The 12,930-nt window shown below is 65.5% G+C and carries 18 protein-coding genes; 12 read left to right on the plus strand and 6 right to left on the minus strand.

All coding sequences use genetic code 11. The features are described 5' to 3' along the window. Nucleotides 1-15: 15 nt before the first annotated feature. Complete coding sequence (locus C451_RS16990; RefSeq protein ID WP_007742475.1) at nt 16-342, plus strand: hypothetical protein; 327 nt, start codon at nt 16-18, stop codon at nt 340-342. A gap of 65 nt (nt 343-407) precedes the next feature. Here the strand turns inward: C451_RS16990 and C451_RS16995 are convergent, their stop codons facing one another. Continuing rightward, nucleotides 408-842, minus strand: a complete 435-nt coding sequence (locus C451_RS16995) for a hypothetical protein (protein WP_007742477.1) — start codon at nt 840-842, stop codon at nt 408-410. 248 nt (nt 843-1,090) lie between these two features. Between C451_RS16995 and rpl7ae the strand changes: the two genes are divergently transcribed. From rpl7ae to ndk, 4 genes are all read left to right on the plus strand, one after another. Next, complete coding sequence (gene rpl7ae / locus C451_RS17000) at nt 1,091-1,453, plus strand: 50S ribosomal protein L7Ae (RefSeq protein ID WP_007742479.1); 363 nt, start codon at nt 1,091-1,093, stop codon at nt 1,451-1,453. A 4-nt stretch (nt 1,454-1,457) separates the two neighbouring features. Beyond that, entirely contained in the window at nt 1,458-1,676 is a 219-nt protein-coding gene (locus C451_RS17005) for a 30S ribosomal protein S28e (protein ID WP_004054950.1), read from the plus strand. Beyond that, entirely contained in the window at nt 1,676-2,221 is a 546-nt protein-coding gene (locus C451_RS17010) for a 50S ribosomal protein L24e (protein ID WP_007742480.1), read from the plus strand. Before C451_RS17005 ends, C451_RS17010 begins: the two co-directional genes overlap by 1 nt. A 76-nt stretch (nt 2,222-2,297) precedes the next feature. After that, nucleotides 2,298-2,765 (plus strand): nucleoside-diphosphate kinase, encoded by a 468-nt coding sequence (ndk, locus tag C451_RS17015; protein WP_007742482.1) that lies wholly within the window; start codon nt 2,298-2,300, stop codon nt 2,763-2,765. A gap of 57 nt (nt 2,766-2,822) precedes the next feature. Here ndk and C451_RS17020 read toward each other — a convergent pair whose 3' ends face one another. Beyond that, complete coding sequence (locus C451_RS17020) at nt 2,823-3,983, minus strand: MFS transporter (RefSeq protein WP_007742486.1); 1,161 nt, start codon at nt 3,981-3,983, stop codon at nt 2,823-2,825. 270 nt (nt 3,984-4,253) lie between these two features. Between C451_RS17020 and paaK the strand changes: the two genes are divergently transcribed. After that, nucleotides 4,254-5,540, plus strand: coding sequence for a phenylacetate--CoA ligase PaaK (gene paaK / locus C451_RS17025; protein WP_049913200.1), 1,287 nt, complete (start codon nt 4,254-4,256; stop codon nt 5,538-5,540). On the opposite strand, the gene C451_RS17030 is transcribed toward paaK, so the two are convergent. After that, nucleotides 5,541-6,179, minus strand: a complete 639-nt coding sequence (locus tag C451_RS17030) for a helix-turn-helix domain-containing protein (protein ID WP_049913201.1) — start codon at nt 6,177-6,179, stop codon at nt 5,541-5,543. 88 nt (nt 6,180-6,267) lie between these two features. Between C451_RS17030 and paaA the strand changes: the two genes are divergently transcribed. The 6 genes from paaA to C451_RS17055 are packed head-to-tail and all read left to right on the plus strand — an operon-like array spanning nt 6,268 to nt 10,520. Further along, the gene (gene paaA / locus C451_RS17035) at nt 6,268-7,209 is read left to right on the plus strand and encodes a 1,2-phenylacetyl-CoA epoxidase subunit PaaA (RefSeq protein ID WP_007742492.1); all 942 of its coding nucleotides are present in this window, start codon (nt 6,268-6,270) and stop codon (nt 7,207-7,209) included. A 15-nt stretch (nt 7,210-7,224) separates the two neighbouring features. Next, the gene (gene paaB, locus C451_RS17040; RefSeq protein ID WP_007742494.1) at nt 7,225-7,539 is read left to right on the plus strand and encodes a 1,2-phenylacetyl-CoA epoxidase subunit PaaB; all 315 of its coding nucleotides are present in this window, start codon (nt 7,225-7,227) and stop codon (nt 7,537-7,539) included. Beyond that, nucleotides 7,539-8,399 (plus strand): 1,2-phenylacetyl-CoA epoxidase subunit PaaC, encoded by an 861-nt coding sequence (gene paaC / locus C451_RS17045; RefSeq protein WP_007742495.1) that lies wholly within the window; start codon nt 7,539-7,541, stop codon nt 8,397-8,399. The genes paaB and paaC overlap by 1 nt, the downstream gene beginning before the upstream one ends. Next, nucleotides 8,392-8,820 carry a 1,2-phenylacetyl-CoA epoxidase subunit PaaD gene (gene paaD / locus C451_RS17050; protein WP_007742496.1) on the plus strand — a complete coding sequence of 143 codons (429 nt, stop codon included), beginning with the start codon at nt 8,392-8,394 and terminating at the stop codon, nt 8,818-8,820. Before paaC ends, paaD begins: the two co-directional genes overlap by 8 nt. After that, entirely contained in the window at nt 8,820-8,990 is a 171-nt protein-coding gene (gene paaE, locus C451_RS23000; RefSeq protein ID WP_007742497.1) for a 1,2-phenylacetyl-CoA epoxidase subunit PaaE, read from the plus strand. Before paaD ends, paaE begins: the two co-directional genes overlap by 1 nt. 12 nt (nt 8,991-9,002) lie before the next feature. After that, nucleotides 9,003-10,520, plus strand: coding sequence for an aldehyde dehydrogenase family protein (locus tag C451_RS17055; RefSeq protein WP_007742498.1), 1,518 nt, complete (start codon nt 9,003-9,005; stop codon nt 10,518-10,520). Nucleotides 10,521-10,552: 32 nt separating this feature from the next. Here the strand turns inward: C451_RS17055 and C451_RS17060 are convergent, their stop codons facing one another. The 3 genes from C451_RS17060 to C451_RS17070 are packed head-to-tail and all read right to left on the minus strand — an operon-like array spanning nt 10,553 to nt 12,885. Then, nucleotides 10,553-10,906, minus strand: coding sequence for a Zn-ribbon domain-containing OB-fold protein (locus tag C451_RS17060; RefSeq protein WP_007742500.1), 354 nt, complete (start codon nt 10,904-10,906; stop codon nt 10,553-10,555). Then, nucleotides 10,903-12,069 (minus strand): thiolase C-terminal domain-containing protein, encoded by a 1,167-nt coding sequence (locus tag C451_RS17065; RefSeq protein WP_080503558.1) that lies wholly within the window; start codon nt 12,067-12,069, stop codon nt 10,903-10,905. Before C451_RS17065 ends, C451_RS17060 begins: the two co-directional genes overlap by 4 nt. Before the next feature lie 48 nt (nt 12,070-12,117). Beyond that, on the minus strand, nt 12,118-12,885 hold the full coding sequence (locus C451_RS17070) for an SDR family NAD(P)-dependent oxidoreductase (RefSeq protein WP_007742503.1): 768 nt from the start codon (nt 12,883-12,885) through the stop codon (nt 12,118-12,120). Nucleotides 12,886-12,930 lie beyond the last annotated feature (45 nt).

The raw sequence follows: 12,930 nt of genomic DNA on the forward strand, positions 1-12,930 counted from the left end.
ACGAACGCCGAGTAGATGGACGAGCGCGGCGACTCCACGTCGGCGTTCGAGCAACTTCGCGAGCGGTTCGGCGGCGAATCGGATTCGGCATCGGGGGACGATTCGGACGAACCGACGTGGAAACGGTTCACCTCGCTACTCCAGATCGTACTCCTCCTCGTCGCGGCCTTCGGTGGCGTCATTCTGAAAGTCGCCTCGACGACCATCGACCAGGCCACGAGCGTCGCCCGCGCGAGCGGTCCCGCGCTGGTCGAGACTCTCTGGCCGATCCTGCTCGGAGTTACGGCGCTCGCGGTGGTGATCTGTCTGGTTGTCGTCGGCCTCTCGGTGCGGAACGTCTGAGTCGATTTTCGAGATCTATCGCGATCGTTCTCGCTCGCTGCCGGTACTGTTGCGTTCGACGATGACTACACCGACCCGTGTGCTCTCGCGTGTGAGTGGACCACGCCGATATCGACGAGATGGTTGGTGAGGGCCGCGCCGAAGAGGGCCGCCTCAAGCAGCAGCGATGAGATCCCAAGGGTCACTGTGAGATAGATCACGCCGATCATCGCTATCGCAGCGACGAGGACGAACGCGGCTTTCCGATTGAGCGATGCGTTTCGATACCACCGATCCGCGCGCCGCCCCGTCTCGGTTCGCCGATGCCAGTGCCCGTAACCGACACCAACGAGCATTCCGCCGACGAGTGCGAGCAAAAAGGCCGAGAATCGGATGTCGTCGCCGACGTACTCGAACACGAAGAAGACCGCCCAGAACGCCCAGAGAAGGATAAATCCGACGACCAGTATCGGTCCCTGTTCGAAGAGGTGATCGGGGAGGTCGTCCGTCCGAGTTGCCATGTTCGGATCACATCTGACGGCAAGAAAAAGTTTGTGTGAACTCGTCCGTGCGCTCGCCTCGCACGGCGTGCGTGCTTTGAAAGCGCTTTTATGCAGGGCTACGCTACCGCTGGCTACAGCCTGTACGGGGTTGTGAAGCTCCCAGCCTCAGGGATTCGGTCGCCGCCGAGAACCCCTCGGCGAGCAGTCAAAAGCGAGGCTTTTGACATGGCGGGGGAGACAGAACTCGCGTACAGGAGGACCACACAATGTCAGTTTATGTCACCTATGACGTTCCGGCGGACCTCGAAGACGACGCCATCGAGGCGCTCGAGGTCGCTCGGGACACCGGCACGGTAAAGAAAGGAACCAACGAGACGACCAAGGCGGTCGAGCGCGGCAACGCCGAGCTCGTCTACATCGCCGAGGACGTCAGCCCGGAAGAGATCGTGATGCATCTGCCCGAACTCGCCGACGAGAAGGAGATCCCCTTCGTCTTCGTCGAGACTCAGGACGACGTCGGCCACGCGGCAGGCCTCGAAGTCGGCTCGGCCGCCGCGGCCATCGTCGACGCCGGCGACGCCGACGAGGACGTGGCAGACATCACCACCACCGTCGAGGACCTCCGATAGGACGATGAGCGCCGAAGGAACTGACTCCACGCCCGCCGAAGTCATCGAGGTCGTCGGCAAGACCGGGATGCACGGCGAGGCGATGCAGGTCAACTGTCGGATCCAGGAAGGCGAGAACAGAGGACGGATCATCACGCGCAACTGTCTCGGTCCGGTTCGCGAGGGCGACGTGCTCCAGCTGAGGGAGACCGCCCGCGAGGCCGACTCGATAGGAGGTCGCTGATGGTCGACACGCGGTCGTGCGACTACTGCGGGTCGGAGATCGAACCCGGCACTGGGACGATGTTCGTCCGCGTCGACGGCGAGGTCATCCACTACTGCTCGTCGAAATGCGAGAACAACGCCGATCTCGGTCGTGCTGCCCGCAATCTCGAATGGACCGCCGAGGGGCGGCGCAGCACCGATAGTCAGGCGGGGACGCCCGACGAGGCCGAACAGGTCGCCGCCGAACCGCCGAGCGAGAGCGACGAGACCGTCGCCGACGAGATGGACACCGTTCCGGGCGAGAGCGAGGCCGAGGCGGTCGCGGCAGCGGCCGGCGACGCCGGTTCGCGCTCTGGTGAGCCCGCGGCCGCAACCGACGAGCGTGTCGATGACGACGCCGCGGCCGACACCGACGAACTCGACGAGGTCGAAGGCCGGAGCGCCGGCGGCTCGGACCCCGACATCGAGGAGGACCAGGACGTGTCCGATGTCGACGAGAGCGAGGCCGAGGCGAACGTCGGCGAGGAGACGACCCGCGAGACCGACGACGAGGACGACCTGTGAGTTCAGTCAGACGTTCCGGCTCGTTCCACTCGCCGGCTGCGACTGACAACCTCACGCTCGACATGGGGTGTCTCGCGTGAGCGAACACGACGAACGAACCTTCGTGATGGCCAAACCCGACGCCGTCCAGCGGGGGCTGATCGGCGAGATCGTCTCCCGGCTCGAAGGTAAGGGACTGAAGCTGGTCGCGGGCAAGTTCATGCGGATCGACGAGGAGCTCGCCCACGAACACTACGGCGAACACGAGGACAAGCCGTTCTTCGACGGGCTCGTCGAGTTCATCACTTCCGGGCCGGTCTTCGCGATGGTCTGGGAGGGCGACGACGCCACCCGACAGGTCCGCCGACTGATGGGTGCGACCGACGCGCGCGAGGCCGCTCCCGGAACGATCCGGGGCGACCTCGGCAACGATCTCGGCCACAACCTGATCCACGGCTCGGATCACGAGGACGAGGGCGCGAACGAACGCGAGATCGACCTCTTCTTCGACGACGAGGAACTCCTCGACTGGGATCGCGACGCCTCGACCTGGGTCTACGAGTAACCCGACCCGTCGAATTCGGTTTTTACGATCGCGGAAGGACGGTCGTTTTCGGCCGCTCTATAGGTTCGTCGTTCGTTCGCCACCGAACAGCGCGAGATAGCCGATGCCGGCGACGCCGACGACGAAGGCGGTCACGCCAGCGACGAGCAGCGTCTCGCTGTAGCCGACGATCGAGGCACCGGAGACGAACAGCGGCGGGCCGACGGTCGTGCCCAACTGGAGGATGCTCGTCCGGATGCTCATGATGCCNAGCCCGCTCAGAGATGTGTATAAGAGACAGAACAGGAACAGCGCGCCGGCGAGTACGAGGATGGAGTCGGTGAGTGCGGCGACGCTGAGACCCACTCCGTAGGTGAGGAAGCCGAGCGCGATGAGCCGGAGCGGCGAGAGATAGCCGAGCAGTCGCGAGGACTGTGAGGAGATTATTCCCATCGCCACCGCCGGCAGTCCGAGCAGGAGGCCGATCGTGCCCGAGGAGAGTCCGTAGGCGTCGTCGAGCACGAACGGGACGACCGTGAGCTGTGCGCCATAGAGGATGACGAAGATGCCGAAGATCGCCGTGTAGAGCACGAGTGCCGTCCGTGTCGGGATCGCCCGTGCCGCTTCGAGGAAATAGGAGAGCCCGCCCGATTCGGATTCGCCCTCGGGTTCGGGCAGGATCGCCGAGCCGGCGATCGCGACGAAGACGGCCAGCGCGAAGCAGACGAACGGCACAGTCCAGGAAATAAGCGCGAGCCCACCGCCGATCAGGGGGTAGCCGGCCGCGCCGATCGCGAGGATCGCGGCATTCAGCCCGATGAACCGGCTGCGCTGCTCGCCGGTGAAGATGTCACCGAGCAGGGTGACGGTAAGGCTCATGATGGCGCTGCCGGCGGTGCCCTGAACGATCCGGAGGGCGAGGACGGTCGTGAAGTCGCCGACGAAGACGATCGCGAGCCCGCTGATGCCGAACAGGAACAGTGAGGGAACGAGTACGCTCTTGCGCCCGATCCGGTCGGAGACGAGTCCGACGAAGGGAGTGAGGACGATGCCGGGGAAGGTGAACGCCGAGATGAGTAGGCTCGCCTGGCTTGTCGAGACGTTCCACGCCGCCTGGATCGTCGGGAGCGCTGGGCTGATGAGCGAGACGCCCATCACGCTGACGAGCGTGCTCGCGAAGATGACGAGCACCGTCGGCGACCGATCGGTTCCGAGTCGCGTCGATAGCAGCTCTCTCATGGTGGTCACTCGCGCGGCGCTCAGCCATAGCAAACGGACCCACCACGGATCGGGAGTTCGACGAATCGCTGCGTGCGTCGCGCGTTGTGCGCCGTTCGCCCACGTAGTGTTTGAAACTTGCGCACCGCGGTCGACAGTGATAAACCCGCCCCATGTGCGGGGAAATCTATATCCGCTCACGCCGACACCGGTTGGTATGTTATTTCCTGTCACGGGGGAGGGGGCGACCACGCACGACGGGCGAACGTGGCGATGGACGGTCGATCGGCGATGACGGTGCCCATCGAACCCGAGCTAAGTCGTTCGGAACTCGCCGACCGACAGGACGAACGCCTCGTCGAGACCGTCGCGAACGCCTACGAGAACGTCCCGTTCTACCGCGATCGGCTCGACGAACACGGAGTTTCGCCCGACGACATCGACGGCATCGACGATATCGGAACACTACCGGTGACGACCAAGACGGCCTTTCGCGAGGAATATCCCGACGGACTGTTCGCGGTCGACGACGGCGAGATCAACCGGATCCACGCCTCGTCGGGGACGACCGGTAAGCCGAAGATCGTCGGCTACACCGACGGGGATCTGGAGCGCTGGGCAGCGGTCGTGGCACGATCGCTCGCCGCCGCCGGGGTCGAACCGGGTGATACGGTGCAGAACGCCTACGGTTACGGCCTCTTCACCGGCGGCCTCGGCCTCCACGACGGCACCGAGCGCCTCGGTGCGACGGTCGTCCCGATGGGCGGCGGGGACACGGCCCGTCAGCTCACGATGGCTCAGGACCTCGGGAGCGACGCGCTCGCGTGTACGCCCTCGTACTGTCTCTATCTCGCCGACTGCGCCGAAGAACGCGGCCTCGACCCGCGCGAGCTCCCCTTCGAGACCGTGGTCATCGGCGCGGAGCCGTTCACCGATCCGATGCGCGAGGAGATCGAGGCGGCCCTCGACGTCACCGCGATCGACATCTACGGGCTCTCGGAGATCGTCGGTCCGGGCGTGGCGATCGAGTGTGCCGAAGCACAGGACGGCCTCCACGTCTGGGAAGACCAGTTCTACCCCGAGATCGTCGATCCCGACACCGGTGAGACCCTCCCACCGGGCGAGACGGGCGAACTGGTGTTGACGACGCTCACGAAGGAGGCGCAGCCGATACTCCGCTATCGCACGGGCGATATCACGCGGCTCTACGAGGACGAGTGCGACTGTGGCCGCGTCGAACGGCGGATGGGCAACGTCACCGGTCGGACCGACGACCTACTCATCGTTCGCGGTGTCAACGTCTACGCGAGCCAGATCGAGGCAGTCATGGTCGGTATCGACGACGTCGCACCCCACTACCGGATCGATCTCCGTCGCGAGGACAGCCTCGACACGATGGAGATCACCGTCGAACCACACGAACGCTCCGCGACCACCCCGGCGGAGCTCCGTGCGACGATCGAGGAGCGACTCGGCGAGGAGCTCGACGTCTCGCCCGACGGTATCGACGTGGTCGAACCCGGGACGATCGAGCGCACAGAGGTCGGGAAGGTGAAGCGGGTGTTCGATCACCGCTGATCAGGCGAACAGCTGCGAGAACAGTGCGTGCTGGCCGCGGTGGAGGCGCTCGATGAACGCCGATTTCGAGATGTCGAGATCGTCGGCGACCTCCGCGGCGGTCGCGCCCCGCGGAACGGTGAAGTAGCCACGTTCGACGGCCGCCCTGAGCGCCTCTTCCTGTCTGGGAGTCACGTTCCAGCGCGTCGCGATCGCCCCCTCGTCGTCGGTCTGGAGCGGGTAGGCGCGTTCGAGCGCGACGCCGACGGTCTCGCCGGCGGTGTCCAGTACGCCCCTGAGCACGTCGTGGCCGACGACCGCACCGGTGACGGTCGCGCTGCCCTCGCGATAGCGCAGCGATTCGACGATGAGGCCCGCGCTCACGAGGTCGTGGACCACACAGGGCTGTTTCGAGAGACAGCGACCGTTCTGTCGGCCGTCGACTCTGGCGAGATGGAGATAGCGGATGCGGTCGTCCGCGTCGAGCGCCGTCGCGAACCGTTCGGATTCGGGGGCGGTGAAACTCAATAAGGCATACCCGTCGGCGCGCAGCTGTGGCGGCTGAGCGTCGATCTCGATGCCCGCCGCGCGCGTGGCGTCGGCCAGCGGGCAGTCGTCGTCGTGCACGCGGAACTCGACGACGAGACACTCGTCTATCACGACCGTCGTCGTCGCCGCGAACGTATAAACCCCGTTCATGGACGTGTGAAGGTCTATGATGATAGAACGACGATGTGGGTGTGTACCAATGGATCTCGACACAGTGAAAGAGCGCGCCGGGCCGCGCCAGTTCAGCCCGGACGACGACATGCCGCGGGAGTATCGTGAGGCTGCGACGCGGATGATCCAGTTCCACGCGAACTCGGAGATCATGGGCGCGTATCTCGAACGGCCGTTCATCCGCGAAGCGCCGAGTCTGGATCGCAAGCTGGCCTACTCGGCGAAGACCCAGGACGAGCTCGGCCACGGCCAGCTGTTGTATCGGGCGGCCGAGTCGCTGGGGATCAAGACGCGCGAGCAGATGCTCAACGAGCTCGCCAACGGGGAGGGCAAGTTCCTCAACTGTTTCCACTATCCGATGGAGTCGTGGGTCGAGACGCCGATGATCGCCTTCTTCGTCGACGGTGCGGCGATGCGCCGGCAGGCGACGCTCAAGCGAACGAGCTGGGAGCCGTACGCCCACGCGATGGACAAGGTCGTCTTCGAGGAGGGATTTCACATCAAACACGGCGAGTCCATCCTGAAGGAGCTCGCTACCGGGTCGAAAAAGGAACAGGAGATGGTGCAGGACGCCTTCGAGACCTGGTGGCCGCGCATCATCCAGTTCTTCGGGCCCACGGACGACGACTCGACCCATCACGATTTCTCCGCCGAGGTCGGGCTGAAGCAGATGACCAACGACGAGCTCCGGCAGTCGTTCCTCAACCAGTATCTCCCGAAAGCCGAGAAGTACGGGCTCGAGATCCCGGATACGCCGACGATCGAGCAGGACGAGGACGGCAACTATCGGGTCGCCGAGGACGAACTCGACTGGGAGGAGTTCTTCCAGATCGCCAAAAACGAGTACGATCCCGGACGGGGACAGATCGACTCGCGCAAGCGCGCCCACGACGCGGTCGAGTGGGTTCGCGAGACGCTCGACGAGTACGAAACCACGGCGAGCGGCCACGCGCCGCAGGCGGCCGACTGAGATGAGGGCCAACAGATGATCTGGGAAGTGTTCCGACAGGAGGGAGCTGGCAAGTACCACACCCACTGCGGGAACGTCCACGCGCCGGATCGTGAGATGGCGCTCATGTTCGCTCAGATCCAGCACGGCCGGCGCAAGCCGACCCACAGCATCTGGGTCACGCCACAGCAGGAGATCGGTGAGGTGAACGAGGATGGCGCGACCTTCGGCGGCACCACGGACAAGGGCTACCGCTGGGCGACCCAGTACAACATCACGGCCGCCGCCGAGGAGGTTGCCGACTCCGAGAGCGAACAGGCCGACGCCGAGAAGGAACGGGGGCGGCGCTGATGGCGGCCACCGAGAGCCTCTCCGGGCCGAACGATCTCGACGACCGCGAGCGCGCGGCCGTCGAAAGCCTGCTCTACCGGCTGGCCGACGACGAGTTCGTCATCGCCGACCGCTACACCGACTGGCAGGTGCGTGCGCCAACCGTCGAATCCGACATCGCGATCGCCAACATCGCGCAGGACGAACTCGGCCACGCACGGCTCTGGTACGACCTGCTGGAGGACTTCGGCCACACCGAGCCGGAGCTCATCTGGGAGCGCGACCCCGAAACGTTCCGGCACAGCACGCTCTGCGAGCTTCCGTTCGCGGAGGGTGACTGGGCCGACGCCATCGTGCGGAGCTACTTCTACGACGAGGCCGAGCATCTCAGACTGGAGGCGCTCGAAGAGTCGTCGTACCCGCGCATCCGCGATCGCGTCGGCAAGATCGTTGGCGAGGAGGGGTATCACCGTGAGCACGCCGAGAACTGGCTGCGCCGACTCGTCGGTGGTGACGAGGGTCGCGAGCGCGTACAGGAGGCGGTCGATAGGCTGTTCCCCTACGCGCTGACGCTGTTCGAGGAAACGGAAGAAGACGCGGCCATCGACGATCTCGGAATCCGTACGCGCTCGCCGTCGGCGATGCGCGCCGAGTGGATCGAGACCGTCACCGGGATGCTGACCGAGATCGGGATCGACGCTCGTGCGCCCGCGACTGATGAAGACGGACGAGTGTCGACCGACGAACTGCCCGATCACGTCGGGCGGGGTGGCGATCACACCGATCACTGGGCGACCCACTACGACGAGATCACGAACACCTACGACGAACTCGGCCGCGATCACGCGGCACGGCTGATGGAGGACCCCGACGATGAGTAGCGAGTCAGGTGTCGACCCCGAGCTCGATCCGGACGCCAAATACTGCGCGTACACCGACTACGAATCGGGCGAGTCGGTCGAAGAACTGCCCGCGACCGGCGTGGGAAGTACCGGCATCGAGCGCGCGGTCTGGGACACCCTCTACGATATCGATGACCCCGAGATGCCCATCTCCATCGTCGATCTGGGGCTGATCTACGGCGTCGCAATCGATGACGGCCACGCGCGGGTCGACATGACCCTGACATACACCGGGTGTCCCGCGCGCGACATGCTTCAGGAGACCGTTCGCAAGCGGGTCGCGGCGGTCGAGGGTGTCGACGATGCCGAACTCCGGCTCGTCTGGTCGCCCGAGTGGACCGTCGAGATGGTCACCGAACAGGGCAAAGACGACCTCCGAGAGTTCGGGTTGAGCATCTGATGAACAGGTTTAGCGATCCGAGCGTCGACACCACCGGCAAGGACGAGCGGACCGAATGCCCGTACTGCGCGTCGACGAACACCGAGCGCGAGCATCCGAAAGGACCATCGCTCTGTCGGTCGATGCACTACTGTCACGACTGCAACCAACCGTTCGAGAAGTTCGAATAATCACTCACTACGATGTCTTCAGAAACACAGCAGATCGACGAGAGCCGCGACGAGATCAAGGAACGCCACCGCGAGGCGCGCGAGGAGCTGCTCGCCGACTCGTACGACCACTACATCGGCGGCGAATGGGTCGAAAGCGCCTCGGGCGAGACCTTCGAGACGCGCGATCCCACCACGGGCGAGGTGCTCGCGGAGGCACAGGCCGGCAACGGCGACGACGTAGATCGCGCAGTCGAGGCGGGGTGGGAGGCCTACGAGAGCGAGTGGGCCGACACGGATGGAACGAAACGCCAGCGCTTGCTCACCGAGATCGCCGATCGCATCGAGGAGAACCGCAGCGAAATCGCGCGGATCGAGACGCTCGACAACGGCAAACCGATTCGCGAGGCACGCGCCGACGTCGCGCTCGTCGCCGACCAGTTCCGTTACTTCGCGGGCGCAGCCCGCACGCACGGCGGCGAGACGATCCCTTCGGGGAGCGGGCAGTCGATCCAGACGCTTCGCGAGCCGTACGGCGTGATCGGTGCGGTCGTGCCCTGGAACTTCCCGCTGCTGATCGCCTCTTGGAAGCTCGCGCCGGCGCTGGCCGCCGGCAACTGCGTGGTTCTCAAACCCGCCGAACAGACCCCGCTGTCGATACTGCGGGTCATGGAGGAGATCGACGACGTGCTGCCCGATGGCGTCGTCAACGTCGTGACGGGCTACGGCGAGGAGGCTGGCGCGCCGCTCACGGGCCACTCCGACGTGCGCAAGGTCTCCTTCACGGGATCGACCGCGGTCGGCAAGGAAGTCATGAAGGCCGCCGCGGAGAACGTCGCGGACGTCACCCTCGAACTCGGCGGGAAGAGCCCCGTCGTCGTCTTTCCCGACGCCGATATCCAGCAGGCCGTCCGCGTCATGATGCTCGCCATGTTCTACAACACCGGCGAGTGCTGCACCGCCGGCACACGCCTGTTCGTCCACGAGGAGATCTACGAGGAGTTCATGGACGCGTTCGTCGAGAGCGCCGAGGGGCTCCAGATGGGTGATCCGCTCTCGAAGGACACCCGATTGGGCCCCAAGGTCTCCGAGGAGCAGGTCGAGCGCACGCTCTCGTACGTCGACCAGGCCAGGGAGGACGGCGCACGGATCGTCACCGGCGGTGGCCAACCCGAAGACGACGCGCTCGCCGACGGCTGTTTCGTCGTCCCCACGGTGATCGACGAGATCGACCACGATTCCGAACCCGTGCAGGAGGAGATATTCGGTCCTGTGGAGGAGGTCTTCGCGTGGTCGGACTACGACGAGATGATCGAACGGGCCAACGACGTCGAGTACGGGCTCGCGGCGGGGCTCATCACGAACGATCTCTCGAAGGCCAATCGTGCGGCCCGGGACATCGAGGCGGGCAACATCTGGGTCAACCAGTACAACGACTTCCCGGCCGGTCAGCCCTTTGGCGGGTTCAAACAGTCGGGCATCGGCCGCGAGCAGGCTGAGGAGACCCTCGACCACTACTCACAGACCAAGACGATCAACATGAACCTGTAGCGCGGTCCGTCTCCGAACTCGTTTTTTCAGGACTACTCGACGCGAAAGACCGGTGCGATCTCCCCCGACTCGTCGATAGCGCCGTCGAAGACCACGTGATCGCCGATCTCGACGTCGCCCTCCAGTCGGGCGGTCACGCGCGCGCCGTCGAGTTGCACAGTTCCAACCTGATAGGGACCTTCGAAGCTCGTCGGCGGCACCTGCACCGTCGTTTCCGAATAGACCTCGCCCTCTTCGGGGAGTTCGGTCGTCTCCAGATTGCGGCCACCACAGTCGTTACAGACCGCGAACGGCGTGCCATAGGTCGCGCCGCAGTCGCCACAGCGCACTCCCAACAAATCGCCGTCTTCGAGTGCTGCTGTCCAGTCGTCGTGGGTAAGGCTCATCCGCGCACCTCCATGACTGAGACGACGGTTGTCGCGGCGTCGCCACCCAGGTTGTGTGCCACGGCCTTCTCCGCGCTGTCGATTTGGCGCTCGTCAGCATCGCCCCGGAGCTGTTCGGTGAGTTCGACGATCTGCGCAGTCCCAGTAGCGCCGATCGGATGGCCCTTCGCCTTCAGCCCACCCGAGGGGTTGATCGGTCGGTCGCCATCCATTTCTGTGCGGCCCTCTGCGGCCGCGGGACCGCCCTCGCCGTCCTCGAAGAAGCCGATGGCCTCGCTCGCCATCACCTCGGCCCCCGTGAAGCAGTCGTGGACCTCGGCGAAGGCCATCTCGTCAGCACTCGTCCCGGCCTGCTCGTAGGCCTGCGCGGCGGCGTCGCGGGCGGCCTGCGTCGCGTGCGGGACGGGTTTCGCGCTCAGTGGGACGACGTCCGTCGCGTGGCCGACACCGCTCACGTCCACAGGTTTATCGAACGAGTCGGCGCGGTCGTCGTTCGTGACGATCACGGCGCTCGCGCCGTCGGAGAACGGACAGCAGTCCATCAGATGGAACGGATCGGCGACGATCGGCGAGTCGAGCACCTCCTCGACGGTCGTCTCCTTGCCGAAGTGGGCGTTCGGGTTGCGAGTCCCGTTTTTGTGGTTCTTGACGGCGACGTGGGCGAGCTGCTCCTCGGTCGTGCCGTGTTCGTGCATGTGGCGCTTGGTGAGTAGCGCGAACACGCCCGGAAAAGTCAGACCTGTCGGCTGTTCGTAGTGGCGATCCGAGGCGGAGGCGAAGATGCGCGTCATCTCGCCGGTGCCGAGTCCCGTTTCGGGCGTGCAGCGCTCGACGCCACCCACCAGTACTGTGTCGTGGATGCCCGCTTCGACGGCCTCGACGGCGTTCTTGAAGGCGTTCGCGGAGGTCGCACACGCGTCCTCGTAGCGCTGGCAGGGCACGCCCGCGAGACCGATCTGGGAGGCGACCGCCGGGGCGAGATGCGTGTCGTTTTCGGTCTGGCCGCCCATCGCGTTGCCGAAGTAGAGCGCGTCGATCTCGTCCGGCTCGACCCCGGCGTCGTCGTACGCGCCGAGCGCCGCCTCGGCAAACAGCTCCGACAGCGTGCTCTCGTGGACGCCGAACGTCGTCATGTCGGCACCCACGACGCTTGCTCGTGTCATCAACAATGGTTCGGGACCGCCGCACAAAGGCCTACCGAGGTGGAGTGCTCAGTGGGCCGCGTAGCCGCCGTCGACGACGTGGATCTCGCCGGTCGCGTACGAGGCCGCCGGGCCCGCGAGATAGACCGCCGCGCCGGCGATCTCCTCGGGATCGGCGAACCGATCCTGCGGGATCTCGGCGAGCAACTCCTCGTGGACCGAGTCGTTCCCCCTGACGCCAGCGGTGAATTCGGTCTTCACGTAGCCTGGGGCAATCGCGTTGACGCGGATGGCGGGTGCCCATTCGACGGCGAGGGTTCGCGTCATGCCGACCAGCGCGTGTTTCGAGGCCGTGTAGGGAACCTGGTGAGGGAGCCCGACGACCCCACCGACGCTGGCGACGTTCACGACGCTGCCCTCGCCGTCGCGCCCGTCGACGCGGCGGGCGAACTCGCGTGCACAGCGGAAGGCTCCGGTCGCGTTCACGTCCATGATCTCCTCCCAGGTTTCGATCGCGAGCTCCCGAGCATCGCCGAAGTACGGGTTCGTGCCGGCGTTGTTCACGAGCACGTCGACAGAACCGAACGCGTCCTCGGCACGGTCGAACGCCGCCTCGGCGTGGGCGTCCTCGGTCACGTCCGCCGTGCAGGCGATGGCATCTCCTCCAGCTGCTTCGATGCGCTCGACGGTCGTTTCGAGATCGTCCTCGGAGCGCGCGAGCGCGACCACCCTCGCCCCGGCATCGGCCATCGCGACGGCGATCTCCTCGCCGATGCCGCGGCTGGCACCCGTCACGAGCGCGACCTTCCCGTCGAGCGAGAACCGTTCGAGTTCCATGCCCCCTCCTCCGCCAGCGGGAACCATAAGCGTCGAGCTGGCTTT

The sequence above is a fragment of the Halococcus thailandensis JCM 13552 genome, from assembly GCF_000336715.1.
Taxonomy (GTDB): Archaea; Halobacteriota; Halobacteria; order Halobacteriales; family Halococcaceae; genus Halococcus; species Halococcus thailandensis.

Coding starts and splice junctions, on each gene's coding strand:
- C451_RS16995 (WP_007742477.1), bottom strand. CDS start 842: ATGGCAACTCGGACGGACGACCTCCCCGATCACCTCTTCGAACAGGGA.
- paaD (WP_007742496.1), top strand. CDS start 8,392: ATGAGTAGCGAGTCAGGTGTCGACCCCGAGCTCGATCCGGACGCCAAA.
- C451_RS17010 (WP_007742480.1), top strand. CDS start 1,676: ATGGTCGACACGCGGTCGTGCGACTACTGCGGGTCGGAGATCGAACCC.
- paaA (WP_007742492.1), top strand. CDS start 6,268: ATGGATCTCGACACAGTGAAAGAGCGCGCCGGGCCGCGCCAGTTCAGC.
- paaE (WP_007742497.1), top strand. CDS start 8,820: ATGAACAGGTTTAGCGATCCGAGCGTCGACACCACCGGCAAGGACGAG.
- C451_RS16990 (WP_007742475.1), top strand. CDS start 16: ATGGACGAGCGCGGCGACTCCACGTCGGCGTTCGAGCAACTTCGCGAG.
- C451_RS17065 (WP_080503558.1), bottom strand. CDS start 12,069: ATGACACGAGCAAGCGTCGTGGGTGCCGACATGACGACGTTCGGCGTC.
- C451_RS17005 (WP_004054950.1), top strand. CDS start 1,458: ATGAGCGCCGAAGGAACTGACTCCACGCCCGCCGAAGTCATCGAGGTC.
- C451_RS17070 (WP_007742503.1), bottom strand. CDS start 12,885: ATGGAACTCGAACGGTTCTCGCTCGACGGGAAGGTCGCGCTCGTGACG.
- C451_RS17055 (WP_007742498.1), top strand. CDS start 9,003: ATGTCTTCAGAAACACAGCAGATCGACGAGAGCCGCGACGAGATCAAG.
- paaK (WP_049913200.1), top strand. CDS start 4,254: ATGACGGTGCCCATCGAACCCGAGCTAAGTCGTTCGGAACTCGCCGAC.
- paaB (WP_007742494.1), top strand. CDS start 7,225: ATGATCTGGGAAGTGTTCCGACAGGAGGGAGCTGGCAAGTACCACACC.
- paaC (WP_007742495.1), top strand. CDS start 7,539: ATGGCGGCCACCGAGAGCCTCTCCGGGCCGAACGATCTCGACGACCGC.
- rpl7ae (WP_007742479.1), top strand. CDS start 1,091: ATGTCAGTTTATGTCACCTATGACGTTCCGGCGGACCTCGAAGACGAC.
- C451_RS17060 (WP_007742500.1), bottom strand. CDS start 10,906: ATGAGCCTTACCCACGACGACTGGACAGCAGCACTCGAAGACGGCGAT.